Genomic DNA, 23,569 nt, shown 5'->3' with positions numbered 1-23,569 from the left:
GCTGCCCCTGCGTCTCAGGTGTTGCGCGGAGTCACCAGGCCGGATTCGTAGGCGAGGACCACGAGTTGGGCGCGGTCGCGGGCGTGGAGTTTGGACATGGCCCGGTTGATGTGGGTCTTCGCCGTGAGGGGACTGATCACCATGAGGTCGGCGATCTGGTCGTTGGACAGACCCTGTGCGACCAGGGTGACGGCCTCGCGTTCGCGGCTGGTCAGCTCGTCCAGCACGGTGTCTGCCACGGCGGGGAGCGGCTGGGTGACGTACCGGCTGATCAGCTTGCGGGTGATGGACGGCGCGAGCAGCGCGTCACCGCGGGCGGCCACGCGTACGCCGTGCACGAGGTCGTCCGGCACGATGTCCTTGACGAGGAAGCCGGCGGCGCCGGCGCGCAGCGCCTCCAGGACGTACTCGTCCATGCCGTAGTTGGTGAGGATGACGACGCGCACCGGGGCCAGGGCCGGGTCCGCGGCGATGCGCCGGGTGGCCTCGATGCCGTCGACGACGGGCATCTGGATGTCGATCAGCACGATGTCGGGCAGGTGCTGCCGGGTGAGCTCCAGGCCCTGCGCACCGTCGGCGGCCTCGGCCACCACCTCGATGTCGTCCTCGAGGTCGAGGAGTGCGCGGAATCCACTGCGAATGAGCGGCTGGTCGTCGACCAGCAGGACACGGATCATGACGTTCGCTCCACGGGGAGTTCGGCCCGGACGGTGAAGCCGTGTGTGCTGCGTGGCTGCGCGCTCAGCCGGCCGCCGAGGGCGGTGACGCGTTCCCGCATGCCGAGCAGGCCCAGGCCCGGCGTGGGCACCGTGTCCGGTGCGGCCTTGCCGTCGTCATCGACCTGGATGGCCAGTGAGTCGGGCCGGTAGTCGATGCGGACCGAGGCCGTCGCGGCGCCGGCGTGCCGGGCGATGTTGGTCAGCGCCTCCTGAACGATCCGGTAGGCGGTCCGGGCCACCGCGGCCGGCACATCGGGCCGCCGCCCCTCGATCGTCAGCGTCGCCTCCAGACCGGCCCGGCCGGCCCGCTCCACGAGTTCCGGGATGTGGTCGAGGCCGCGGGGCGGGGTGGTGTGGTCGTCGCGCAGCGCCTCCAGGGTGGCACGCAGTTCGCGGGTCGCCTCGCGTCCGGCCTCCTGGATGGCCAGCAGTGCCTCGGGGACCTGTTCACCCCGTCTGCGGGCCACATGGACGGCCACCTCCGCCTGCACCTTGATGATCGAGATCTGGTGGGTGAGGGAATCGTGCAGCTCCCGCGCGATGTGCAGCCGCTCCTCGTCCGCGCGGCGCCGCGCGGTCTCCTCCCGGGTCCGCTCGGCTTCCTCCGCCCGCCGCTCGGCCTGCCGCAGCGCCTCCCCCGCGGCGAACGCGGCGATCAGCCAGGCGATCTCGAGGACGTGCCGGGCCTGTGCCAACGCCTCGCCCACGGGGCCGTGGTGGAAGAGCAGAGCCGTGAGGTGCAGGACGGCCAGCATGCTCACGGACGCGACTGCCGTGAGGGCGCGGTGCCCGGCGCGCACCGCGCCGTAGACCGCGACCAGGTACGAGACGGCGAGCACGTCGAATCCGGCGAGCTGGTAACCCACCGCGCACAGCCCCGTGACGGCCAGCACGGCCTGCGGAGCCCGGCGCCGCGCGGCCAGCGCGAGGCCGCCGGCCGCCAGCAGCGCGTAGCCGAGTACGCCGGAGGCCGGGCCGGTGTACTCCCCCGTCAGCCCCGTGGCCACCAGCAGCGCCGCCACGCCGAGGGCGAGGGCCCAGTCCCGGACAGCGGGCGGGACGCCGAACCGTCCTTCATCCATGCGCGCACCCTAGCCGGGTGATGCCGTGGCCACGTCACGCTTGTGGAGGAGTGATCGGCTACCGCGTCCGCGGTAGTCGCGGGGCGCCTGCGGCGTCCGCAGCACACGTCTGCTGCCGGGGCGGCAGTGTGAAGTGTCCGCGTCTGCGGGACGACCGGCGGTGGGGGGCGCGGACATGCTCAAGGCACAGCGAATCCTTGGGACTTCCCCGCACGAGGACGGGGATGGCCCCCTCACGAGAAGGGTCGGAGACATGAACGCATCTGACGTCCTGGTGGCGGCTGCCGAGGGCGGAGTCATCGGCGACGGGCGGACCGGGGCGAACCTCGCCCTCGGCGTGGGGCTGGTCGCCGTGGCGATCGGCTGGCTGGCTCTGGCCCGCGCCGCCGGCCGGATCGGCCGCGTCGGCACCGGCAGCGCGCGCGGCGCCGGTATGTCGGCCGTCGCGGGGGGCCTGGCCGGCACGGCCCTCGCGGTGTTGCATCTGGCCACCTCCAGCGGTGGTCCCGGCACGGGCAACGGGCTCGTCGGTGCCGTCGCGGCCGTCCCGTTGGGGCTGGTCGCCGTGGTTCTCGGCCGCCGGGCGCTGATCCGCTCCCGCCGCCCCGCTCCGACCGCTTGACGGCGTCACATCGCGGTCAGCGGAATGTACGGCGGCTCCGTACTCCACCGATTCCGAGAGCCGGAGCGCCGCGATACGGTGGGGCGTCGCACGCCGATCTCCGACGGGAGGCGCAGGTGGAGCCGGGGACCGACGGGCAAGCGATCCGCAAGTACCGGCTCGGGACGGCCCAGTTGGTGTTCGTCACTCTGTTTCTCGGTCTACCGGGCATCCCGTTGGCACTCTCGATCGTGCCGGAGGAGGACCTGACCCCGACTTTCAAGGCGGGGACGATGCTCCTGCTGGGCACGGTGTATCTCGCCGTCCTCCGGTTCTGGCGGGCGGCGACCATCGTGTACGGGGACCACATCGCGGTACGGCAGTTGTTCCGCACCCGCAGGACAGTGTGGTCCGACGTGTTGAGCATCGAGAGCGAGAGCGAGAGCGGCGCGGCGTCGTCCAGAACGATGCTGCTCGACCGAGAGGGCCGGCTGTTCGCTCTGCCCGGGGGTGTGGGGGCGCGAGCCGAGGACGTACGGGCCGTCAAAGACGTATGGACACGTTCGCGTGGCGGGGAGTGGACGCCCCCGGATCCAGCCGTCGTCGAGGCGGCCCGGCGCCGAGCCGAGGCGCGGGAATCCGCGCTCGTCTGGGCCGTGTTCCTGACCACGGGCTCGTTTCTCGCGCTGCTGGTTTCCGGGTTCGTCCTGGAAACCCGGTCGCACTGGGACGGTGACGACATGCCGTGGGTGTTCCAGGCGATCGGCTTCGTCCCCGTCGTGGTGTTCACCGCCGTGTATCAGGTCGCGGTCCGTCTCCTCCGCCGTCGGCACGCGGCAAACAGGCCCTGACCGCCCGAACGTGGTGGCGCCGCCGCCCGGCTCGGGGGCGGCGAAGTGCGCTCGGCCGCCCCCTGTCCGCTACGACGGCACCGCGGCCTGCGGCTGCGTCCCGTCCTCGTCCGGTTCCTGCGGCGGGTCGCCGAGCTGCTCGCGCAGGTAGTTCCACACCACGGCGATCAGCGCGGCGACCGGTACGGCGAGGAGGCTGCCCACGATGCCGGCCAGGCTGCCGCCCAGGGTCACCGCCAGCAGCACCACCGCGGCGTGCAGGCCGAGCCCGCGGCTCTGGATCATGGGCTGGAACACATTGCCCTCCAGTTGCTGCACCACGACGATGACGGCGAGCACGAGCAGCGCGTCGGTGAGGCCGTTCGACACCAGCGCGATGAGCACCGCGACGAGGCCGGCGAACAGGGCACCCACGATCGGCACGAACGCGGACACGAAGGTCAGTACCGCGAGCGGCAGCACGAGCGGTACGCCCAGGATCCACAGGCCCAGGCCGATGAAGACGGCGTCGAGCAGGCCCACCAGCGCCTGGGACCGTACGAACGCGCCCAGGGTGTTCCAGCAGCGCGCGGCGACGACGGGGACGTCGGTGGCGAGCCGGCCGGGCAGCTGGCGTTCCAACCAGGGCAGGAAGCGCGGACCGTCCTTGAGGAAGAAGAACATCAGGAACAGCGCGAGAACGGCGGTGACCACGCCGTTGAAGACGGTGCTCACGCCGGTGACGGCGGTGGTCACGATGCTCCCGGCGCTGTCCTGGACGCGGGCCGCCGCGGAGTCGAGGGCGCCGGCGATCCGGTCCTCGCCGATGTTCAGCGGCGGCCCGGCGGCCCACTCGCGCAGCCTGTCGATGCCTGCGACGACTCCGTCGGCCAGTTCTCCGGACTGGGACGCCACCGGCACGGCGATCAGCGCCACGGTGCCGGCGGCCACCAGCAGGAACAGCACGGTCACCAGTGACGCGGCCAGAGCCGGAGGCAGGCCGCGCCGACGCAGGAGGCGAGTCAGGGGCCAGGTCAGCGTGGTGAGGAGCAGAGCGACGATGAGCGGCCAGACCACGGACCACATCCGGCCCACGAGCCAGAGGACGGCTGCGGACATCACGGCGACGAGCAGCAGTTCCCCGGACACGCGCGCCGAGGTGTGCAGGGCGGCGCGGGTTCTCGTCGAATTCAGGCGGGCAGACATGAAGGCACCTTACGGGTCCCCGCGTTGGGCCCGTCATCGCAGGTCCGGTTACCGACCGCGGCCGGAGGGGCGAGGGTGAGGCGTACGCTTCCGCGCGGGCCGCCCTCGGTGCCGCGGCGCGCACGCAACCGGGCGGGGCCGGTCGCCTACTGCCGGTATACCACCGCTCTCCTCGAGTGCTGCAGGGTGGCCGAAACCAGCTGCCGGTGAGCGGCACCTCGACGGAGAGGGCCATCCATGCAAGGAAACGACATCGATCCACGCAGTCGGCGGGTCCGTGGCACGGTCCGGCCATGGACGTCCACCATCGCCGACACCGTCACGGCGCCGCCCGGTGGCCTGGTCTGCATGGACTGCAATCTCGCCCTGGGCCGGCATCTGCACCGGCACCTGGCCGCGGCGCCGGCGGAGGCGGGCCGGGCGCGCAGGGAGGTGGCCGCTGCGCTGTCGTCCTGGGGCTGTCCTTCCTCTGTGGTCGACGACGCCGTGCTCCTGGTCAGCGAACTGGTCTCCAACGCCATCCGGTACGGGAGCGAGGTGTCCGTCACGGTCGATCTCGTGCATGTCGGGGACCGGCTCCTCCTGGAGGTCACCGACGGTTCGCGGGCCCGTCCGCGGGTGCGCCGACCGGAACCCGACGACGAGCAGGGGCGCGGCATGCAGTTGGTCCAGGCCCTCGCCACGGCCTGGGGGTCGCGACACGACCACCAGGGAAAGACCACGTGGTGCACGCTGGCGCTCGACTGCCGCGACGCACCACCGGAGAGGGGCTGAACACCTTTCGGCAGGGCTGACGAGCCCGCACCCACCGCACTTACCGCCGGTATACCGCTGCTCTTCCCGGCCCGGGCAGGGTGAGCGGGTCGCCGTCCCCACAGGCGACCTCGAGGAGGAACAGTGACCGGTGTCATGAACGGCAGGGGTCAGGAGACACCTGGCCCGCGGCAAGGCAGCGTCTACCGCTGGGACATCCATCATCTCTCCGACGGCCGTCACCAGCAGGGCCCGTGCGGCACCAGTACCAGCGAGGCCGGCGCACGCGCCTGCATCGAGGCCGCGCTGTCCGCGGCCGTCGGACCGGACGCGTACGCCTGGGGTCTGCTCAGCCGCATCCCCGCGTCGACGGAGGAGGGGGCGCCGCAGGGGCCCCTCACTCCGCTCGCGTGGGCCGCGCCCAACCCGGAGGGAACCGTCGCCTGGCTGGTCCACGCCGGCCGGCCGCGCGGGGAGGAGAGCGGCGGTCAGGCGCCGCCGGCCGTCGAGGAGAGCATCGGGTCGCTGCTGGCCCGGTTCGGCCGGGAGGTGAGCCGGTACCGGCTGATCGCGGGATACACCCGGGCGGAGCTCGCCGCGGGCACGGCCTGCCCCGAGGGGACGGTCGAACTCATCGAGAACGCCCGGCACATGCCCTCGTACGACTTCGCCCGGCGTGCGGACCGGCTCCTGGGTACCGACGGTGCGCTGGTCGCGCTCTGGCCCTCGCTGGTCCGGCCGGCCTACCCGGACTGGTTCTGGCACGTCATCGAGCTGGAGCGGCAAGCCGGCTTCATCCAGGAGTTCGAGTCCGTGGCCATCCCCGGACTGCTGCAGACGCAGGCCTATGCGCGGGCCATCTGCACCGCCGCCCACCCGGTTGCTCCCGAACTGGAGATCGAGCAGTTCGTGGCCGCCCGCATCGACCGCCAGCGCATTCTCACCCGGCGCGAGCCACCCCAGGTCATGGTGACGCTCGACGAAGGCGTCCTGCGCCGCTGTGTCGGCGGAAGCCGTGTGATGAGCGAGCAACTGGCGCATCTCCTGGACCTCGCGGCCCTGCCCAGGATCCATCTGCAGGTGATCCCCTTCCATGTCCGCGAACACCCCGGCGGGATGACCCCGTTCCGCATCATGGGGTTCCGGGAGGGGCCGGACGTGCTCTATGGAGAAACGTTCATCGGCGGGCAGACGACCATCGACGCCGGACAGGTCCAGCAGCACAAGCTGGCCTTCAACCTGATCCAGTCCAAGGCGCTCTCCCTGGACGACTCACAGGTCCTGATCCGCGACCTGAAGGAGGAGCTGGGCCGTGCAGCCGACTGATCCGTCCTGGCGCAGGAGCAGCCACAGCATGGGCAACGGCGGCAACTGCGTCGAGGTGGCACACACTCCGCACACCGTACGGGTGCGCGACAGCAAGGACCCCGCGGGCGCGGAACTCGGGTTCCGTCCCACACCCTGGCGGGCCTTCCTCACGCTGGTCGGGACGGCGACGCATGCGCCGCGCGCCGTGCGCCGCCCTTGACCGCCCACGCGGATGCGTCCACGGCCTTGCCCTCGCGGTGCGTCGGCCCCGAGAATCCTGAATCCGCCACGGAGGCCGGGTGAGGGTGATCGCTTACGGAACGGGACATGAAGTACCGAGTGCTCGGGCCACTTGGCCTCTGGCGGGACGGCGCCGAGGTCCCCATCGCCCCCGCCAAGTGGCGGATGCTGCTGGCCGTGCTGCTGTGTGACGCGGGCCAGGTGGTCTCCACGGACCGGCTGGTCGGGGAACTCTGGGGCACCCGCCCCCCGCAGAGCGTGCACAAGCTGCTGCAGGGCTATGTCTCGCGTGTGCGGCGCGTGCTGGGCGACGAGTCGGGCGATCTGCTGGTCACCCATGTGCACGGATACCGGGCCCATGGGTACCGCCTCGTCGTGGCTCCGGGCGAGGTCGACGCGCACCGTTTCGTCGACCTCGTCCGGCAGGGCGGGCGCGAGCTCGACCGGGACGCGCCCGGGGCCGCGGCCGCCCGGCTGGGTGAGGCGCTCGCCCTGTGGCGTGACGCCCCGTTCGCCGACGTGCCTCCGTCGCCCGCCGTGGAGGCGGAGGCCCTGCGTCTGACGGCGAGTTGGACCCAGGCCCGGGAACTGTTCGTCGAGGCCCGGTTACGGCTCGGCCGGCACGAGGCGGTTCTCGACGAGCTCGAGGCCCTGGCGGGCGAGCATCCGCTCCGGGAGGGTCTGCAGGGGCAGTTGATGGTGGCGCTGTACCGGTCGGGACGGCAGGCGGACGCTCTGGCCACCTACCGGGACCTGCGCCACCGTCTGGCCGAGGAGCTGGGCATCGAGCCGGGCCCTCCGGTCCAGCGGCTGCACCAGCAGATCCTCAACGCCGACCCGGCGTTGCTCCTCGTCCCGGGCTCCGTCTCCGGCACTCCTGAGCCCTCGTCCGGCACTCCTGGCTCTTCCCTCGGCACCCCGGGTCCCGTCTCCGGTACCGCCGGCTCTCCCTCCGGCGCTCCCGGCTCCGCGTCCGATTCCGCCGCCGGACCGGCGCAGGCGGGCGGCGGCGCCTCAGGCCGGGCGGCGAGCGCGTCGGGCGGCCGTGTGCCGAGACAACTCCCGCACACCGGCACCGCTTTCATCGGCCGCACGAGCGAGTGCTCCGTCCTGGAGGAGGTGCTCGGCCGGACCGGCGAGGGACAGGCGGCGATCGCCGCGATCGACGGGACCGGCGGCGTGGGCAAGTCCGCGCTCGCCATCCACGTGGCGCACCGGCTCGCCGGCCGTTTCCCGGACGGGCAGTTCTACGTCGATCTGCACGGCGCCACGGCGGGGCTGACTCCGCTGGAGCCGGGGGAGGTACTGGGCCGGTTCCTCAGCACCCTGGGTGTGCCGAACGTGGCCGTGCCGAGCAACATCGAGGAGGCCGCCGCCGCGTTCCGCTCCCTGGTCGCCGACCGCCGCATCCTCATGGTGCTCGACAACGCGGCCGGCGCGGACCAGGTACGGCCGCTGCTCCCGGCCGGGGCCGGCTGCGCCGTGCTGGTCACCAGCCGCGAGATGCTCACCACGCTGGAGGGCGCCACCCACCTCCACCTCGGCGTGCTGTTCCACGACCAGGCCATGGCCCTGCTCGAGCGGATCGTCGGGCGCGAACGGGTCGCCGCGGAGACCGACGCGGCGGACACGATCATCAAGATGTGCGGCGGTCTGCCGCTGGCGCTGAGGATCGTCGGGGCCAGGCTCGCCGCCCGCCCCAGCTGGCCGTTGAGCGCCCTGGTCGAGCGCCTCACCGACGCCCAGAGCCGCCTCGACGAGATCCAGGTGGGGGACGTGTCGGTGCGGGCGGGCTTCGATGCGAGCTACCAGGCCATCGCCGGCAGCGACCATCCCACGGACCAGGCCGCCGCGCACGCCTTCCGGCTGCTGGGCGTGGTGCCGGGCCCGAGCCTCGGCCTCCCGGCCGCCGCCGCGCTGCTCGGGGTGTCCACCGCCCGCGCCGAGGACGCCTTCGAGCGCCTGGTGGACGCACACATGCTGAACAGTCCCGCCCCGGGCCGCTACCAGATGCACGACCTTCTGCGTCTGTTCGCCCGCGAGGTGCGCGCCGAGGAGCCCGAGGCCGCCCGCGAACGCGCCCTGGAGCGCGTCCTGCGCTTCTACCTCGCCACCACCGGACAGGCTGTGGCACATCTGGAGGTCCCGCCGTACTTCGCCCGCCGGGCGCAGGAGCGGGCGCCCACCGGCACCGGCCCCACGCCCGCTCTCCCGGCGGTGCCCATCAAGGACCGCGGGCACGCGGTGGCCTGGCTCGACACCGAACGCGCCAACCTCATCGCCACGGTCACCCGCGCCGCGACGACGTCCGACGCCCTGGCGCGTCTCGGCGTGCGCCTGGCGGGGCTGCTGCAGTGGTACCTGTATCCGCAGGCACGCGCCCGGGAGTTGTGGACGCTGGGGGAGCTGGCCGTCCGGACCGCGCGGAGCCTGCGCGACCGCACGAGCGAGGCCTGGACGCTGCACAATCTCGCCGCCGTGTACTGGCTCCACCGCCGGTTCGAAGGGGTGCGGCAGTGCATGGAGGCGGCGCTCACCATCTGGCGCGAGATCGGTGACCGTACGGGCGAGCGGCGCTCCCTGTACTACCTCGCGGACGCGCTGGCGGACCTGGAACTGTACGAGGAGGCCATGTCCCTGCAGACCTCGCACCTCGACCTGGCGCGCGAGGCCGGCGACCAGCAGGCGCTGGTGATCGGCCTGGGGAACCTCGGACGTGTGTACCGGGGTCTGGACCGGGTCGACGACGCCGTCGACTGCTTCGAGGAGAGCCACCGCATCGCCGAGAGGATCGGGGCGAGGAGCCTGCAGGGCTTCGCGCTGCACGAGATCGCCCGGGTCTTCTTCATGCGCGGCTTGAACGCCGAGGCGCACCGGCGTCTGGAACTCGCCGCTTCCCTGGAGAACGACCCCACGCGGTACGTGAGTTGGCGCGGGCACGCGTGGAGTGCGTACTTTCCGGCGTTCCTGAGCCTGCGGATCGGCCCCGAAGCCCCCGGGCCGCCTCCGGTCTGACCCGGTCTACCGCCGCTATACCGCCCGGCGACAGAGTGTGAGGGAGTCGCCGCCCGCCCGGGAAGCACGCACGGGACGCGCCCGTTCTGGCCGGGAGCTTCCCGGAAGGCTTCCGTCTCCCCTACGGTCGGGCGCGGCTCCCCAAGGATCGGTCATCCCAGGACTGGGCAGGCGACATGGATGTCATGGCACCACGCGACGATCGCATACTGCGCATCACCCGGACCGACGATCCCCCCGGACTGCGTCTGGAGGGGGAACTGGACGCGGCGCGGCACGGCGACATCTCCGAGGCGCTGCGGGCCCTGCCGGCCGACACCGCCGAGATCAGGCTCGACCTGGCGGGGCTGAGGTTCATCGACCTCGGTGCGCTGAGCCTGCTCTCGGGCTTCGGAACGGGTCGCAGGCTCGTTATGGACCGGCTGTCGCCCGAGGTGGCCAACGTCATCGAGACCCTGGGCTGGGAACGCCTGCCCGGGCTCGTCCGCGGAACGGAGGGGACGGCATGACAGTCGACGAAGGGCTCGGCGGCCGCATGGCGAACACCGCGGGAGACGAGCGGCCGACGGTCCACCACCAGGCCTACCTCTACCGGGGCGAGGGCGAGTTGGCGGCGGGTGCCCTGCCCCATCTGCGGACCGGGATCGAGGCCGGTTCGCCGACGTTCGTGGTGACGCCGGAGCGCGAGGCCGGGCTGCTGCGCGACGCGCTCGGCCCGGACGCGCACGCCGTGCAGTTCCTCGATCCCGCCGACCTCTACACCAATCCGGTGCGGGCCATGGCCGCGCTGACCGCCGTCGCCCGGACGCTGGGCACCACTCCGGCATGGGTGGTGGCCTCGGACGAATGGGGGCGGTACCCGGACGCGCTCGAGTGGGTGCGCTACGACTCGGTCTTCAACAAGAGCTTCGCCGACGTGCCGTTCCGCAGCCTGTGCTGCTACGACACCGAGAAGCTGTCGCCGGAGACGATCGAGCTCGTGCGCCAGACCCACCCGAGGCTTCTGGAGGGGGCGTCCCTGGTGGACAACCCCGCGTACCGGGAGCCCGAGGACTTCGTCGCCGAACTCGACCGGCGGCCCCTGTCCGCCTCCCCGCAGTCCGCCGCGACCATGCAGATCCTCCCCACCGACCTGCACGCCGTCCGCGCGTTCGTGGCCGACCAGGCCCGGCGCTGCGGGGTGACGACCGACGCGTTGCACAACCTGCTCGTGGCGGTCACCGAGGTGGCCACCAACGCCATCCGGCACGGCGAGGCCCCGGTGACGCTGAGCACCTGGCCGGACAACGGCCTGATCTGCGAGATCACGGACGCCGGCAACTGGCAGCCGGAGGAGTACATCAGCTGGAACCCGCCGGAGTCCGCGGCGGAATCCGGTTTCGGCCTGTGGGGTGTCGGGATGCTCTGCGACACGGTCCAGGTGCGGACCGGGGCGAAGGGCACCACGGTCCGGCTGCGGACGTTCGTCTGACCAGGGTCCCGACGGCGTGACGACCGGGAGGGGCGCGCACAGGAGCGCGAGGGTGGGTACGGGCGCATAACGAAGATGCATATATGCGTTGCGTGCCGGAGGCGGAGTCGTTGGGTCCGGTATGGCGGTGTGGGACGGTGTCCCGGTCCTGATGGTTCTCGCCCGGCTGACCGGCAGGAGGCTGGACGGCGACGACGAGTGCCCGTGGTGCCGTGCGCTGCGGGACTGCTCCCAGGAGCGAGCGGCTCCCCGGCCGCCCACTCGCTGGGAGCGGGTGCGGCTGATCCTGGTGACCCTCGGTGCGCTGCTCGTCGTCATCGCGCTGGTCCTGGCGGTCGTGGAGGGCGGCGAGAGCCGGCGCCGCCCTGTCGAGGGACCCACGATCGATCCGCCGGGCCGCGGCACCGCGGTCTCGCGCTCGTCACGGGTGGAGCGGACGCCCCTGCCCTCCTGGTCGTGCACGAGACGGCGCAGGCGGCACGCGGGGCGGAGTGCGGGCGCGAGAGTCCGGGAGGACACTGGTGTGCGCGGGGGACGAGGAAAGGAGGCGCGATGGTGAGCGTCGCCCACACCACCCACACCGATCACCCGCACACGCACGGCTCCGGCTGCGGCCACGTCGCCGTGCCCCACGCCGAGCACGTGGACTTCGTGCACGACGGACACTTGCACCGCGAGCACGACGGCCACACCGACGAGTGCGAGCCCGGCGGACACGTCACGCACGAGGGGCACGACCACCAGCACCAGGCCGGCTGCGGTCACGTCGCGGTACCCCACGGCGACCATGTCGACTATATCCACGACGGCCACCGGCACGCCGCGCACGCCGGCCACTGGGACGATCACTGACACGGATCCGCTGCCGCGCACCGCCTCACCACCCTCGGCGCTCAGACCGGCTGCCCCGGCCCGAGTCGTGTCAGCAGCGCGTAGAGCGCCGCGGCGACGACCAGACCGACGGGGAGGGCGAGGTCGATGCCGGCGAGGGCGTGGGCGATCGGCCCGGTGTAGAGGGTGTTGACGCACAGGGCGGCTGCGGTGACGCCTCCCGCGAGCGCCAGGGCACCGGCCGGGTTGACGCCCGCGCTGTACCAGAAGGGGCCGCCGGGACTCTCGTCCATCAGGGCAGGCCCGTCGTAGCGGTTGCGGCGCAGCAGGATGTCCGTCGCGTAGATGCTCATGGCGGGACCGAGGAGGACGACGGTGAGCTGGAGGACGTTGCTGACGGTGTCGAGGAAGTCGGAGACGAGCAGCCCGTAGAGGGTGAGGGCGACGGCCGCGGTGCCGTCGGCTATCACGCTGAGGGAGCGGCGGATGCGGATGCCGACGGCCTGGAGGGCGAGGCCCGCGCTGTAGGCGGTGAGCGCGTTGATGGCGATCGTGCCGAGGACCAGGGCGAGCAGGAAGAGCGGTTCGAACCAACCGGGCAGGATGGTGGCGAGCCCGGTCTGCGGGTCCGTCATGTCGACTGCGGTCGCGGCGAGGGCGCCGAGGGAGCAGACGAGGACGCCGGGCACGAATCCGCCGAGCGCGGTCCAGCCGATGACGGCCTTCGCGGACGTCGTGCGGGGCAGGTAGCGGGAGAAGTCCGCGCTGGTGGTGTACGACAGCGGCCCGGAGCCGATGAGGGTGACCCCCGCCAGCAGGACCGCCCACAGGTCGAGGCCGGTGAGCCGCTCGGCGGGAGCGTAGGCGAAGTCGGCGTGGCCGAGCACGCACACGGCGACGACGGCGAACGCGGCGGTGAGCGTCAGGGTGATCGGGAGGTACAGCTTCATGATCATGGCGTGGCCGTAGACGCCTATGGCCAGGGTGAGGACGGCGATCACCATGACGACGACGACCTTGACGGCGGTGCCGGCCGTGATGCCGGCTTTCTCGACGAGGGCGAAGGCCGAGGCCGCGGCGGCGGCCAGGTTGAGGGCGAAGTAGCAGACGGAGATCAGCCAGCCGACGACCGCGTTGTTGACCCGGTTGCCGCGGACTCCGTACATGGCCCGTGTGATCACTTCGCTCGGTGCACCCGCGGCGGGCCCGGAGACGGACAGCAGCCCGGTGAGCAGCCAGAAGAGGTTGCCGATCACGATCACCGCGAGGGCCTGCCACAGAGCCAGCCCCATCAGGACGAGGGCGCCGCCGACCACGAGGCTCAGGTAGTTGACGCCGCAGGCCGCCCAGACCGCGAACAACTGCCGTGGGTGGCCGTGGCGTTCCGCGTCGGTGATGTGGTCGATGCCGTGGGCCTCGACGCGGCCCGCCCCTTCCGACGGGGGCCGAGGGGTGGGGCGGGTGCCGGGCTGCGGTTCGGGAATCGTGGACGCCATGGGGGCCTCTCCGGTAGCTGTGCGACCCATCTGCTTGCTCATTGGTCGCACACTCAATAGCATTGATTTCATGGCGTCAAGCGTTTCGTGCAACTGAATTCGCACACAGTCAGGGGTATGGGGTGCGGAAATCGTTGTTTCGTGCGCAGGTCCCCGGGAGCTGCATGCCCACGCCGTACGCCCAAGGCCCGGACCGCACTGACCGCCGGCCGTGACCGCCGCCCGCATCGACCAGATCGACCGCATCCAAGGAGCCTTACGTGCGCACCTCCCTCATCCTGCTCTCGGCCCGTCTGCTCGACCCGGCCTCCGGTGCGTTCCTGCCGCACACCGCGCTGGCCGCGGCCGGCGGGCGGATCACCGCCCTGGGCGACGACCGGGAGATCCGCGCACTCGCCGGCACGGCGACCACGGTGATCGACCTCAACGGCGCCGTCGTCACGCCGGGACTGGTCGACGGACACATCCATCCGGTCGGCGGCGCCGATCTGACCCACGGCCTGGACCTGTCGGAGTGCACCGACCTGGAGCAGGTGCGCGCCGCCCTGGCCGACGCTGTGCGTGACCTCGCCCCCGGCGCATGGCTGCGCGGCTGGGGGCTGGACCCCAACGTCTTCGGCGACCACCCCGTCGGCACGGCGCCCTTCGACACCGTGCTCGACGGCGTGCCCGCGTTTCTGTGGCTCTTCGACGCGCACTCGGCGCTGGCCAGCCGGCGCGCTCTGGACCTCGCCGGTGTGGCCGGGCCGCGCTCCTTCGCCCAGGCCACCGCCGAGGTGGTGTGCGACGCCGGGGGCAAGCCCACCGGTCTGCTCCTGGAGGACGCCGCCTGCGAGCTGGTGGAGCGCGTGGCCCCGCAGCCCACCCGCGATGAGCGCCGCGAACGGCTCGCCGCCGTGCTGGAGGCCATGGCCGCCACCGGTCTCACCGGCGGCCACGTCATGGACGCCAACGGCGACAGCCTCGCGCTCTTCTCCGAACTGGACGCGGCCGGGCGGCTCCCGCTGCGGCTGCGGGTGGCCCCCTGGTGCCAGCCGGGCACCGACGCGGACGGCGTCCGCGCGCTCATCGACCAGCAGGGCGAGGGCGGGCGGTTCTGGCGGACCGCCGGTGTCAAGATCTTCATGGACGGCACCGTCGACAACGGAACCGCGTGGCTGGAGCACCCGGACTGCCACGGGGAGTCCCGGCACGCCTTCTGGCCGGACCCCGAGGAGTACACCCGTATCGTCGGCGTGCTGCACCGGGCCGGTGTGCCGACGGCCACCCACGCGATCGGCGACGCCGCCGTACGCCATGTCCTCGACGCCGTCGAGAAGGCCCAGGCCGACGGCGGACGCGGGGTGCGCCACCGGGTCGAGCACATCGAGACGGTGCCCGACGACACCGTGCGCCGGTTCGCCCAACTCGGTGTCGTGGCGTCCATGCAGCCCACCCACTGCTGCGACTTCACCCGGGCCGACCACACCGACAACTGGTCGCGCCGCCTGGGCGAGCCGCGTGCCTCGCGCGCCTGGCGGTGCCGCGATCTGCACGACTCCGGTGCCGTCGTGGTCCTCGGCTCCGACTGGCCGATCGCCCCGTACCCGCCGCTGGGCGTCATGGCCGGTGCCCGCCACCGCCGGCCGACCCGCGACCTCACGCAGGACCCGCACGGCCCCGAGCAGGCGCTGACGGCTCCGGAGGCGCTGCAGGGCATGACCGTCAACGCCGCGTACGCCGCGAGCGAGGAGCGCGACGCCGGCCGGATCGCCGTCGGTCACCGGGCCGATCTGACGGTCCTCGCGGCCGACCCGCTCACCACCCCGGCCACCGAACTGCCGGACGTCCCGGTGCTGCTCACCGTCCTCGACGGGGTCGCGACGCACCGCGACGCCTCCTTGTGAGCTGAGCGCCCGCCGGAGCGGCCCTGCGTCGTCCACCCGGCTCAGAGCACGGCGATGCCCAGCGGCCGTTCTCCGGCGACGAGCCGGCGGGTGTCACCGGTGCCGAGGTCGACGACGCTGATGCCGTTCCAGTAGCCGTCCCGGGTGAAGCCGCCGGTGACGTAGGCGGTGTCCTCGTCAGCGGAGACGGCGACGTCCTCGTGCGGTGACTCCAGCGGGATCACCTTCTCCGTGCCGTCCTTCGTGCGGACGGTCAGCGACGGGCCCTGGTCCCGGGAGGGGTCGATCGGCCCCGTGCCGACCGCCAGCAGGGTGCCGCCTGGGGTGACGGTGACGCCGTGCTGATGGGTGTCGGCCGTCATGCGCTCGACGGCCGAGCGTCCGCTCTCCGGGTCGAGCACGACGAGCCGCTCGCCCTCGAAGGGGAGCAGCAGCCGGCCGTCCGAGGGGCGTACGGCCGCATAGTGGGGCTTCAGCCAGGAGCCGAGCCCGCCCTCGGTGCCGTACGGGGCGACCTCGATGCGGCGGGACGCGTGCGTGCGCGCGTCGACGACGGTGACGTCGAACGAGTCGTGGCCGGTCGCGTAGATCTCACGGCCGTCCCGTGAGACGTCCACGTCGAACGGGCGCCGGCCCACCGCGGTCGTGTCGGTGACCTTCAGGGTCCTGGTGTCGATGGTCTCCAGGGTTCCGTCGCCGGCCGGCACGTTGACGCCTACGTAGACATGCCGTCCGTCGGGAGCGAGGGCGATGCCCATGCCGCCGCCGCGGTACTCGCCGCCGGTGACGGGGCCGAGGTTCCCGGTCGCGTACGGGATCAGGTCCAGACGCTCGCGGCGGTCCGTGTCGACGACGGCGACGCCCTCGGCGGTGGCGACCCAGGCGCGGCCGTCCTCGCCGACGACGAGACCGTAGGGCGCCTCGCCGACCCTCACCGAGTCGAACGGGCCCCTGGCCGGGTCGACGAACGTGACGGTGTCGGCGCCGAAGTCGGCGACCAGCAGCGTGCCTTCGGGGGTCCGGCCGCTCGGCTCCGGGGCGGTACGCGCGGGCGCCGACGCGGACGGGGTGCTCCCCCGCGCCGCCGTCCCGTCCGGTGCCTCGGAGGCGGGGCCGCAGCCGGCGAGCAGGGCGGCGCAGGCGAGCCCCATGACGGCGCCGCGCGTGGCCCGTCCCCTCGCCGTACGGCCCGGGACCGTGGGATGCCTCATCGCACGGCCCCCAGCAGTCCCGCGATCTCCGCGAACCCACGGCGCTCGGCGTGTTCCAGCGCGGCTGTGCCGTCGGCGACGTGTGCCTGCGCGGCGGCGACGTGGTCGTGCGGGGCGCGGTTGTGCGGGGTCATGGCGGCTCTCCTGGTGGCGGTCGGCGCCCCCCTGAAGGGGCAGTCCGGGCACATCCATCCTGCTCCCCGGGCCTGCCTCACCCCCTCGGCGGACCGGCCGGTCCCGGAGGTCCGGTCGGCTGACGCCCGTGTCATCCGATCGGCGGACCCCGCGAGGCGCCGGTGGGAGGGACACCCGGAGCCACCGCGCGACCTCGCCCAGTCGCACTTTTATCCCGGCGCCGCGCGGGATGCCATCGACCGGTATCTGATCACAGGCCGGACCCCTCCCCCGGGCACGTTCGTCAGGTAGCGCCGCGGAGGGTGACGACCATGTGGTCCGCACCGGACGGCATTCGACGAGAGCCGTCTCAGACGCCGGCAGGCTGCCCCGGGCCGGGGACGCTGCGGAAGCGGAACGGTTCCGGTTCGCGATGCGGCTGGATGAACCAGCACTCCCCCGCTCCGTCTCCGGTGAGGATCCGCAGCACGGTGTCGGCCACGGTCTCGGCCGGGATGACGGGCAGGCCCTGCTCGGAGAGCATGTCGCGCAGCGGGTCGATGATCCGGGACTCGGCGAATCCCGGGCAGACCGCGTTGAAGCGCACGTTGTCCGGTGCGAGGGCCGGGCCCAGCGAGCGGGCAAGTCCCACGACCGCGTGCTTGTTGGCCGCGTACAGAGGGTCGAGCGGAACCGCGGCGAGTCCCGCGAGGGACGCGGTCGCCACGATCGACCCTCCGCCGCGGGCCCGCAACGCCGGCAGTACCGCGTGGGTGCCGTAGACGACACCGTCCAGGTTGGCGCCCATCGCCCGGCGGTAGCGCGCCGGGTCGAAGTCGTCCCCGACGCCGCAGCCGGTCGCCACGCCCGCGTTGAGCAGCGCGATGTCGACGCCGCCGTAGGTCTCCTGCGCGAAGGCCACCAGTGCCCGGTTGGCCTCCAGGTCGGAGACGTCACAGGCGCGGAAGGCGCCGCCGACCAGGTCGGCCACCTCGCGGCCGGCCCGCGCGTCGAGGTCCGCGACGACCACGCGCGCCCCGGCCTCCGCCAGCGCGACGGCCATGGCCCGGCCCAGTCCGCTCGCACCGCCGGTGACGATCGCCACCCGGCCCGCGAGCGCGCCGCCGTCCGTGCGCCCTGCGTCGAGGGCTCCGGGGGCGGTCATGCCAGTTCCAGCACGAGCTTGCCGACGTTCTCGCCGCGGAAGAGCATCTGCAGCGTGTCGGGGAAGTCGTCCACGGTTCCTCGCACCACGTGCTCCTTGACCTTGATGCGTCCGTCCCGGATCCAGGCGGAGATCTCCTGCGCGGCCTGGGCGTACTGCTTGGCGTAGTCGAAGACGACGAAGCCCTCCATGCGGGCCCGGCGCACCAGCAGCGTGAGGTAGTTGGAAGGGCCCTTGACCGGGGTGGCGTTGTTGTACTGGCTGATCGCGCCGCAGACCACCACGCGTGCGTGCATCGCCAGCCGGGTCAGGGCGGCGTCGAGGATGTCCCCTCCGACGTTGTCGAAGTAGACGTCGATGCCGTCGGGGGCCTCGCGGCGCAGCGCCTTCTTCACGTCCTCGGCGCGGTAGTCGATCGCCGCGTCGAAGCCCAGCTCACCGGTGAGCAGGGCGCACTTCTCCGGTCCTCCGGCGATGCCGACGACCCGGCAGCCCTTGGCCTTGGCTATCTGCCCCACCATGGTGCCGACCGCACCGGCCGCGCCCGACACCACGACGGTCTCGCCGTCCTTGAGCGCGCCGACGTCGAGGAGGCCGAAGTAGGCGGTCATACCGGGCATGCCCAGCGCGCCGAGGTAGGTGGAGGGCGGGGCGAGGGAGGTGTCGACCTTCATCGCGCCCTTGCCGTCGGAGACCACGTACTCCTGGACGCCGAAGGTGCCGACCACGTGGTCGCCCGGCTGGTAGTCGGGGTGGTTGGAGGCGGTGACCTCGACGACCGATCCGGCACGCATCACCTCACCGATGCCGACCGGCGGCAGGTAGGAGGGGCGGTCGTCCAGCCAGCCACGCATGGCGGGGTCCAGGGAGATGACACGCGTCCGGCCCGCGAACCGGCCCGGGCCCGGCTCCTCGACGGGTACGGAACGGTGCTCCCAGTCCTCGGGTCTCACTTCGCCGACGGGGCGGGCTGCCAGTCGGATCTGGCGGTTGGTCGCAGACATCGGGGCTCCTGTCGTTCACGGTCCACGGTGAGGGTACCGACCGGTAGGTATGTCGTGGGCGGTGATGTCCGTCACACCCCCACGGGTGGCTGCCGCCGGTCAGCGGTAGGTGAGCAGCTCCCGGTGCTCCCCGGTGAAGTGGGCGTGGTCGTTGAAGGTCAGCAGGCTGATGCCGGAGGCGCCCGCCACGAGCGTGGTGATCGCGGCGTTGACCGCGACCCGGTTGAGGCCGACCGTGCCCGCCACCGACGTGCCGAGAAGCCTTCCGCACAGCGCGGCCAGCACCCCGCCGGACGTGACCACGATCGCGTCACGGCCGGGACCGAGGGAGGCGACGAGTTCCCGCAGGGCCGCCGAAGCCCCCTCGGAGAAGACGGTCCAGCCGTCGTCCTCCGGGTCGTCCATCCACGCCTCGAGCGCCCGGTCCAGCGCCCGCTGCACGCCGCGGCCATCCGCGAGGGTCCCGGACTCCGGCGGGCCGTAGCGGTCCAGGAGGGCGATGTGGTCGTACTCGTTCCAGCGCGGGTCCCGCGCGGGGGTGCCGCCGAGTCCGGCCGCCTTCATCAGCAGCTCGGCCGTGTCGTACTGGCGGTCCAGGGTGCCGCAGACGACGAGCGGGTCGCGCGGCCCGCGGCGCGCCAGCTCGGTTCCGGCGACGGCCGCCTGCTCCCGTCCGGCTTCCGAGAGCACGTCGTACGTCGCCGAACCGAACGACGCCTGACCGTGCCGTACGAGGTGGATGACCGGCATGAGGCACCTTTCTTGGCGGGTCCCGCGGGATCGCGGGGACGTGGTCACGGGGTGATGATGTGGCCGGTGCGCGGTGAGGTCCGGCCCGACTGGACCTCGCGCCAGACCCGTTCGAGGCTCTGCGGCCCCTGGCTGTGCACGATGTCGACCCATCCCTCGGCCACGGGCAGGAACTCCTTCCACGCCGCGGCGAAACGCCGGTCCAGCCCTTCCCTCCCCCAGTCGCCGATGCGCTTGCGCATCTGGTCGGGCGCGAAGAACATGTCCGGCCCGGTCTCCGCCAGGGTGCCGGCGGGCGCGGGTTCCTGGTTGGTGATGCCCACGACCACCTGGTGCACCAGACAGTCACCGAGGTGGGCGGCCAGCCGGGCGGACAGTTGCTCGTCGCCCGCGAAGTCGGCGTACAGCGTCCCGGTGTGCGGGAGCCGGGAGACGTCGTCGTAGGTCATCACCCGGTCGTAGCAGCCGAGGCCCTCGGTGAAGGCCAGGTTGCGCGCGGAGGTCATGCCGACCACCTCGCATCCCTGCCCCTTGAGCAGGTGGGCGGCGCCGTAGGCGGTCTTGCTCGACGCGGACGACAGCACGACGGTCTTCGCACCCAGCCAGGCGTTGTCGACGAGCCAGTCGGCGAGCATGAACGAGGTCCAGAACAGCGGGCGGTACAGGACGTGCAGGTCCTCGCGGTCGGCCTGGTAGGCGAGGTCGCCGGTGGTGAGGGCGTAGGCGTTGTAGGGGCGGGGCAGCGGCACCCGGTGCGCACTGGCCTCGCGGAAGCCGCGTGCGTCCACCCGGTCGGGGCGGACCAGGAGGTGGCTCGCGGACGGGTAGTAGCCGTAGTAGCGGCTGCCGGTCTCGATGCCGTCGACCTTGGACTCGACGACGTCGGCGAAGCCCCAGAGCGGGACGATGCCCCAGCCGGCGCGGGGCGCGGGGAAGAACTCCCAGTAGCGGAACGAGTCGCCGAGCGCGGCGTAGGTGACGTTGTTGGCGGTCAGGCCGACCCGGTCGACGCGCAGCAGCGCCTCCCCGTCCCGCACCTGCGGGACGGGGACGTCGGTCAGCTCGGCGTTGGTCAGGTCGTCGCGGCGGACGAGCAGGTTCCAGGCGGTGGCAGCGCCGGTGGTCGTGTTGTCCATGGTCGGAACGTACTTGAATCCGGATTCGGATTCAATGGTGCCCTAGGATATGTGCATGCCCTCTGCCGACCCTGGAACCCCACAGCCCGCCCGCCCCCGGCCGACCGGGGCGCGCACCCGGCGCGGCACACGCACCCGTGACGCCCTGGTCGCCGCGGCGCGGCGGATCTTCGAGCGGGACGGGTATCTGGACGCCCGCATCGTCGACATCGCGGCCGAAGCCGGAGTGGCGACCGGCAGCTTCTACACGCACTTCGCGTCCAAGGAGGAAGTCTTCGCCGCCGTCCTCGCGCGACTGCAGGACGAGATGCTGCACGCGGGCGTCAGCGACGGCGGCGACAGCGACGGTGACGGCGACCGCAAGGACCTGTGGCGTGGGGTGGAGGACGCCAACCGCGCCTACCTGGAGTCCTATCGCCGCAATGCCGCCCTGATGGCCGCCATGGAGCAGGCCGCCGCTGTCGACCCGCGGTTCCTGCGGCTTCGGCTGGAGCGGTCGCGCGTGTTCATCGACCGCAGCGCCGCGGCCATCACCCGCCTCCAGCAGTCCGGGCTCGCCGACCCGGAGCTCGACCCGGACATCACCGCGCGGGCCCTGAGCGCGATGGTCAGCCGCCTGGCCTACGCAACCTTCGCTCTGGGCGAATCGGTGCCCTTCGACCAGCTGGTCGAGACCGTCAACCGCCTCTGGACGAACGCCCTGCGCATACCGCGGGAGTGAGTCCGGCGCCCGTGCGGCGATGCGTGCCTCCGACCCGCTCAGGCCAGGCTGAACTTCTCGGCGTGCACCTGCCGGCCGGGGACGTTGAGGACGCGCAGGCTCTTGAGCACGGCCGAGGTCATGGCGGGCGGGCCGCAGACGTACACGTCTCGTTCGGTGATGTCGGGTACGAGGGCGCGGAGGCCGTCCGGCTCGAACGGCTGGGCCCCCTCCCCCGTCCGGCCGGTGAGCAGGTGCAGCCGCCCGCCGCGGGCCGCGACCAATTCCCGTACCTCGTCCACCAGCACGGCGTCGTTCTCGGTGCGCACCCGGTAGAGCACGACGACGTCGCCGGCCGATTCCTCTTCCAGCAGGGCGCGGACGGGTGTGATCCCCACCCCGCCGGCGATCAGGAGTGCGCCGGGCCGCGTGCGATGCAGTGAGGTGAAGGCGCCGTAGGGGCCCTCCATGAACACGCGCGTCCCGACCGGCACGTGCCGCAGACCAGCGCTGGTGTCCCCCACCGCCTTGGCGGTCAGGCGCAACGACTGGCCGCCCGGTGCCGCCGACAGCGAGAACGGGTTCGCGAGCCACCAGTGGTGGTGGCCGGGGAACCGCCAGATGAAGAACTGGCCCGCCCGGGCGGGGAGCCGGTCGAGGTGGCGGCCGGTGACGTGGACCGACACCACGTCGTCCGACTCCGGTACGACGGCCGCGACTTGGAAGCGGTGGTAGGCGTTGCGCCACACCGGCATCACGATCCGCCCGACGACGAGCCCGCCGAAGGCGAGCAGCCACAGCGTCCACCAGTAGAGTTCCGCGAACCCCGACGACTTGAACGTCGTCGTCTCCAGCAGTTGGTGGACGAACGCCAGCCCCAGTGCCAGGTACACCAGCAGATGGAGGCCGTGCCAGGTCTCGTACCGCAGCCGCCTGCGCAGGAACCGGGTGGACACGACGGCGACCACCACCAGGGCCGCGGCGGCCAGCACGCCCAGCAGTGAGGCGGTCACCCCGGCCAGCGCGAGGAACGTCTTCGTCATCGACGCGTCGTCGAGCCTCGCATAGCCGAGCACGACCAGCACGGCGTGGGTCAGGACGGTCCACAGCAGGGTGAAGCCGACCCAGCGGTGCCACACGGTCAGCCGGTCCATGCCGATACGACGGTCCAGCCACGGCACCCGGGCCACCAGCAGCAGCTGGAACAACAGCAGCAGGGCAGCGTGCAGTCCGAAGAACTTGGCCACGGTGAGCGTTCCGTTCTTGCCGGTGCCGTCGGCGAGGAACAGGGTCTCGACGACGACCACGTTGGCGAGAACGAACATCCACAGCGCCCACCGCGCCGCGACGACGGGAAGCACGAGGCCCGCCCGGTTCAGTGCACTCGCGTCCACCATCGCCGCTCCCTTTTCAACCACGTACCGCCGTTGAAGTCGGCTCAGATTACGCCCATGACACCATGATGTCCCCGGTTCGAAGGGAAGACGTTTGGAACCCTCCGGGCGGGGCGTCGGAGCTCGGGTCGAGGCCGCATGTCGCCGAGGCCGATGCGCCGTCCTGCCGGGTCATGCGGATCGTGACCCGACCGTCGGGGTCGGCGCTGTAGGCGACCGTGCAGACCAACTGGCGCAGTGCGGTCTTGTCGAGGCCTCGCAATGCCACCGGGACCCGCGGGGTGGCGAGCCGTCAGCCGTGCGGTGGGCCGTCGCCTTCGCGCCGCGGCGATCGGGGGCAGTGAGGTGGTGCGGCCCGCGGACCTGTGCGCCGTCGTCGGGCCGTTGAGCAGCGCGCCGATCGTCTTCTCGAGCAGCACGTCCTCGCCGCGTACCAGGAACGCCTCGACGGTGGCGGGCCCGCCTGCCTCGACGACGTCGGTCTCCGAGATGCCGCAGCCGCCGAGCGCCGGGGCGGCAGCCGCCTGACCGACGGCCGCACCGGCTCATCGGCACAGCCGGGCACGTCTCATCCGTCTGTCCCCTCCCCGTGAAGGGGTATCTCGACGGTGAAGACAGCGCCTTTGCCCAGCAGGTTCCCCGGATGTGCGGCAGCAC

General features: G+C 72.4%; 23 protein-coding genes. 12 read left to right on the top strand and 11 right to left on the bottom strand.

The genetic code is table 11. From position 1 onward, the window contains the following. Positions 1-14 precede the first annotated feature (14 nt). Together AB0412_RS10565 and AB0412_RS10560 are read right to left on the bottom strand one after the other, a co-directional pair. On the bottom strand, positions 15-677 hold the full coding sequence (locus AB0412_RS10565) for a response regulator transcription factor (RefSeq protein ID WP_366402142.1): 663 nt from the start codon (positions 675-677) through the stop codon (positions 15-17). Then, entirely contained in the window at positions 674-1,801 is a 1,128-nt protein-coding gene (locus tag AB0412_RS10560) for a sensor histidine kinase (protein WP_366402141.1), read from the bottom strand. The genes AB0412_RS10565 and AB0412_RS10560 overlap by 4 nt, the downstream gene beginning before the upstream one ends. A gap of 253 nt (positions 1,802-2,054) precedes the next feature. Between AB0412_RS10560 and AB0412_RS10555 the strand changes: the two genes are divergently transcribed. Further along, complete coding sequence (locus AB0412_RS10555) at positions 2,055-2,423, top strand: DUF6223 family protein (RefSeq protein WP_366402140.1); 369 nt, start codon at positions 2,055-2,057, stop codon at positions 2,421-2,423. A gap of 116 nt (positions 2,424-2,539) precedes the next feature. Next, complete coding sequence (locus AB0412_RS10550) at positions 2,540-3,253, top strand: hypothetical protein (protein ID WP_366402139.1); 714 nt, start codon at positions 2,540-2,542, stop codon at positions 3,251-3,253. A gap of 69 nt (positions 3,254-3,322) precedes the next feature. Here the strand turns inward: AB0412_RS10550 and AB0412_RS10545 are convergent, their stop codons facing one another. Beyond that, on the bottom strand, positions 3,323-4,438 hold the full coding sequence (locus tag AB0412_RS10545) for an AI-2E family transporter (protein ID WP_366402138.1): 1,116 nt from the start codon (positions 4,436-4,438) through the stop codon (positions 3,323-3,325). Positions 4,439-4,675: 237 nt separating this feature from the next. Between AB0412_RS10545 and AB0412_RS10540 the strand changes: the two genes are divergently transcribed. From AB0412_RS10540 to AB0412_RS10505, 8 genes are all read left to right on the top strand, one after another. Continuing rightward, positions 4,676-5,212 carry an ATP-binding protein gene (locus tag AB0412_RS10540; protein ID WP_366402137.1) on the top strand — a complete coding sequence of 179 codons (537 nt, stop codon included), beginning with the start codon at positions 4,676-4,678 and terminating at the stop codon, positions 5,210-5,212. A 123-nt stretch (positions 5,213-5,335) separates the two neighbouring features. Next, the gene (locus AB0412_RS10535; protein WP_366402136.1) at positions 5,336-6,517 is read left to right on the top strand and encodes a helix-turn-helix transcriptional regulator; all 1,182 of its coding nucleotides are present in this window, start codon (positions 5,336-5,338) and stop codon (positions 6,515-6,517) included. After that, positions 6,504-6,719, top strand: coding sequence for a DUF397 domain-containing protein (locus tag AB0412_RS10530; protein ID WP_366402135.1), 216 nt, complete (start codon positions 6,504-6,506; stop codon positions 6,717-6,719). Before AB0412_RS10535 ends, AB0412_RS10530 begins: the two co-directional genes overlap by 14 nt. 107 nt (positions 6,720-6,826) lie before the next feature. Further along, entirely contained in the window at positions 6,827-9,754 is a 2,928-nt protein-coding gene (locus AB0412_RS10525) for a BTAD domain-containing putative transcriptional regulator (protein WP_366402134.1), read from the top strand. A 185-nt stretch (positions 9,755-9,939) separates the two neighbouring features. After that, the gene (locus AB0412_RS10520; protein WP_366402133.1) at positions 9,940-10,263 is read left to right on the top strand and encodes an STAS domain-containing protein; all 324 of its coding nucleotides are present in this window, start codon (positions 9,940-9,942) and stop codon (positions 10,261-10,263) included. Next, positions 10,260-11,225 (top strand): sensor histidine kinase, encoded by a 966-nt coding sequence (locus AB0412_RS10515; RefSeq protein ID WP_366402132.1) that lies wholly within the window; start codon positions 10,260-10,262, stop codon positions 11,223-11,225. Before AB0412_RS10520 ends, AB0412_RS10515 begins: the two co-directional genes overlap by 4 nt. Before the next feature lie 121 nt (positions 11,226-11,346). Beyond that, positions 11,347-11,784, top strand: a complete 438-nt coding sequence (locus AB0412_RS10510; protein ID WP_366402131.1) for a hypothetical protein — start codon at positions 11,347-11,349, stop codon at positions 11,782-11,784. Further along, positions 11,778-12,077 carry a hypothetical protein gene (locus AB0412_RS10505; RefSeq protein ID WP_366402130.1) on the top strand — a complete coding sequence of 100 codons (300 nt, stop codon included), beginning with the start codon at positions 11,778-11,780 and terminating at the stop codon, positions 12,075-12,077. Before AB0412_RS10510 ends, AB0412_RS10505 begins: the two co-directional genes overlap by 7 nt. A 41-nt stretch (positions 12,078-12,118) precedes the next feature. Here AB0412_RS10505 and AB0412_RS10500 read toward each other — a convergent pair whose 3' ends face one another. Continuing rightward, on the bottom strand, positions 12,119-13,552 hold the full coding sequence (locus AB0412_RS10500; protein ID WP_366402129.1) for a cytosine permease: 1,434 nt from the start codon (positions 13,550-13,552) through the stop codon (positions 12,119-12,121). Between the two features lie 260 nt (positions 13,553-13,812). Here AB0412_RS10500 and AB0412_RS10495 point away from each other — a divergent pair, with 260 nt between their 5' ends. Beyond that, on the top strand, positions 13,813-15,438 hold the full coding sequence (locus tag AB0412_RS10495; RefSeq protein ID WP_366402128.1) for an amidohydrolase: 1,626 nt from the start codon (positions 13,813-13,815) through the stop codon (positions 15,436-15,438). A 41-nt stretch (positions 15,439-15,479) separates the two neighbouring features. Here AB0412_RS10495 and AB0412_RS10490 read toward each other — a convergent pair whose 3' ends face one another. From AB0412_RS10490 to AB0412_RS10465, 6 genes are all read right to left on the bottom strand, one after another. Then, positions 15,480-16,649: a hypothetical protein gene (locus AB0412_RS10490; RefSeq protein ID WP_366402127.1), complete on the bottom strand. Its 1,170-nt coding sequence runs from the start codon at positions 16,647-16,649 to the stop codon at positions 15,480-15,482. Further along, the gene (locus tag AB0412_RS10485; protein WP_366402126.1) at positions 16,646-16,783 is read right to left on the bottom strand and encodes a hypothetical protein; all 138 of its coding nucleotides are present in this window, start codon (positions 16,781-16,783) and stop codon (positions 16,646-16,648) included. The genes AB0412_RS10490 and AB0412_RS10485 overlap by 4 nt, the downstream gene beginning before the upstream one ends. 350 nt (positions 16,784-17,133) lie before the next feature. Beyond that, positions 17,134-17,928 (bottom strand): SDR family NAD(P)-dependent oxidoreductase, encoded by a 795-nt coding sequence (locus tag AB0412_RS10480; protein WP_366402125.1) that lies wholly within the window; start codon positions 17,926-17,928, stop codon positions 17,134-17,136. Continuing rightward, positions 17,925-18,932, bottom strand: a complete 1,008-nt coding sequence (locus tag AB0412_RS10475) for an NADP-dependent oxidoreductase (protein WP_366402124.1) — start codon at positions 18,930-18,932, stop codon at positions 17,925-17,927. Before AB0412_RS10475 ends, AB0412_RS10480 begins: the two co-directional genes overlap by 4 nt. A gap of 99 nt (positions 18,933-19,031) precedes the next feature. Then, entirely contained in the window at positions 19,032-19,682 is a 651-nt protein-coding gene (locus AB0412_RS10470; protein ID WP_366402123.1) for a histidine phosphatase family protein, read from the bottom strand. A gap of 44 nt (positions 19,683-19,726) precedes the next feature. After that, complete coding sequence (locus AB0412_RS10465; RefSeq protein WP_366402122.1) at positions 19,727-20,818, bottom strand: DUF2855 family protein; 1,092 nt, start codon at positions 20,816-20,818, stop codon at positions 19,727-19,729. Between the two features lie 55 nt (positions 20,819-20,873). Between AB0412_RS10465 and AB0412_RS10460 the strand changes: the two genes are divergently transcribed. Beyond that, positions 20,874-21,539, top strand: a complete 666-nt coding sequence (locus AB0412_RS10460) for a helix-turn-helix domain-containing protein (protein ID WP_366402121.1) — start codon at positions 20,874-20,876, stop codon at positions 21,537-21,539. A gap of 38 nt (positions 21,540-21,577) precedes the next feature. On the opposite strand, the gene AB0412_RS10455 is transcribed toward AB0412_RS10460, so the two are convergent. Then, positions 21,578-22,915, bottom strand: a complete 1,338-nt coding sequence (locus AB0412_RS10455; RefSeq protein ID WP_366402120.1) for a ferredoxin reductase family protein — start codon at positions 22,913-22,915, stop codon at positions 21,578-21,580. Between the last annotated feature and the right edge of the window lie 654 nt (positions 22,916-23,569).

The sequence above is a fragment of the Streptomyces sp. NPDC052012 genome (assembly GCF_040689265.1).
Lineage (GTDB): Bacteria > Actinomycetota > Actinomycetes > Streptomycetales > Streptomycetaceae > Streptomyces.
Note: the sequence above shows the minus strand (reverse complement) of the source record. Positions and strands in the feature narration are given on the sequence as shown.

Coding starts and splice junctions, on each gene's coding strand:
- AB0412_RS10565 (WP_366402142.1), bottom strand. CDS start 677: ATGATCCGTGTCCTGCTGGTCGACGACCAGCCGCTCATTCGCAGTGGA.
- AB0412_RS10560 (WP_366402141.1), bottom strand. CDS start 1,801: ATGGATGAAGGACGGTTCGGCGTCCCGCCCGCTGTCCGGGACTGGGCC.
- AB0412_RS10555 (WP_366402140.1), top strand. CDS start 2,055: ATGAACGCATCTGACGTCCTGGTGGCGGCTGCCGAGGGCGGAGTCATC.
- AB0412_RS10545 (WP_366402138.1), bottom strand. CDS start 4,438: ATGTCTGCCCGCCTGAATTCGACGAGAACCCGCGCCGCCCTGCACACC.
- AB0412_RS10540 (WP_366402137.1), top strand. CDS start 4,676: ATGCAAGGAAACGACATCGATCCACGCAGTCGGCGGGTCCGTGGCACG.
- AB0412_RS10525 (WP_366402134.1), top strand. CDS start 6,827: ATGAAGTACCGAGTGCTCGGGCCACTTGGCCTCTGGCGGGACGGCGCC.
- AB0412_RS10520 (WP_366402133.1), top strand. CDS start 9,940: ATGGCACCACGCGACGATCGCATACTGCGCATCACCCGGACCGACGAT.
- AB0412_RS10515 (WP_366402132.1), top strand. CDS start 10,260: ATGACAGTCGACGAAGGGCTCGGCGGCCGCATGGCGAACACCGCGGGA.
- AB0412_RS10510 (WP_366402131.1), top strand. CDS start 11,347: ATGGCGGTGTGGGACGGTGTCCCGGTCCTGATGGTTCTCGCCCGGCTG.
- AB0412_RS10505 (WP_366402130.1), top strand. CDS start 11,778: ATGGTGAGCGTCGCCCACACCACCCACACCGATCACCCGCACACGCAC.
- AB0412_RS10500 (WP_366402129.1), bottom strand. CDS start 13,552: ATGGCGTCCACGATTCCCGAACCGCAGCCCGGCACCCGCCCCACCCCT.
- AB0412_RS10490 (WP_366402127.1), bottom strand. CDS start 16,649: ATGAGGCATCCCACGGTCCCGGGCCGTACGGCGAGGGGACGGGCCACG.
- AB0412_RS10485 (WP_366402126.1), bottom strand. CDS start 16,783: ATGACCCCGCACAACCGCGCCCCGCACGACCACGTCGCCGCCGCGCAG.
- AB0412_RS10480 (WP_366402125.1), bottom strand. CDS start 17,928: ATGACCGCCCCCGGAGCCCTCGACGCAGGGCGCACGGACGGCGGCGCG.
- AB0412_RS10475 (WP_366402124.1), bottom strand. CDS start 18,932: ATGTCTGCGACCAACCGCCAGATCCGACTGGCAGCCCGCCCCGTCGGC.
- AB0412_RS10470 (WP_366402123.1), bottom strand. CDS start 19,682: ATGCCGGTCATCCACCTCGTACGGCACGGTCAGGCGTCGTTCGGTTCG.
- AB0412_RS10465 (WP_366402122.1), bottom strand. CDS start 20,818: ATGGACAACACGACCACCGGCGCTGCCACCGCCTGGAACCTGCTCGTC.
- AB0412_RS10460 (WP_366402121.1), top strand. CDS start 20,874: ATGCCCTCTGCCGACCCTGGAACCCCACAGCCCGCCCGCCCCCGGCCG.
- AB0412_RS10455 (WP_366402120.1), bottom strand. CDS start 22,915: ATGGTGGACGCGAGTGCACTGAACCGGGCGGGCCTCGTGCTTCCCGTC.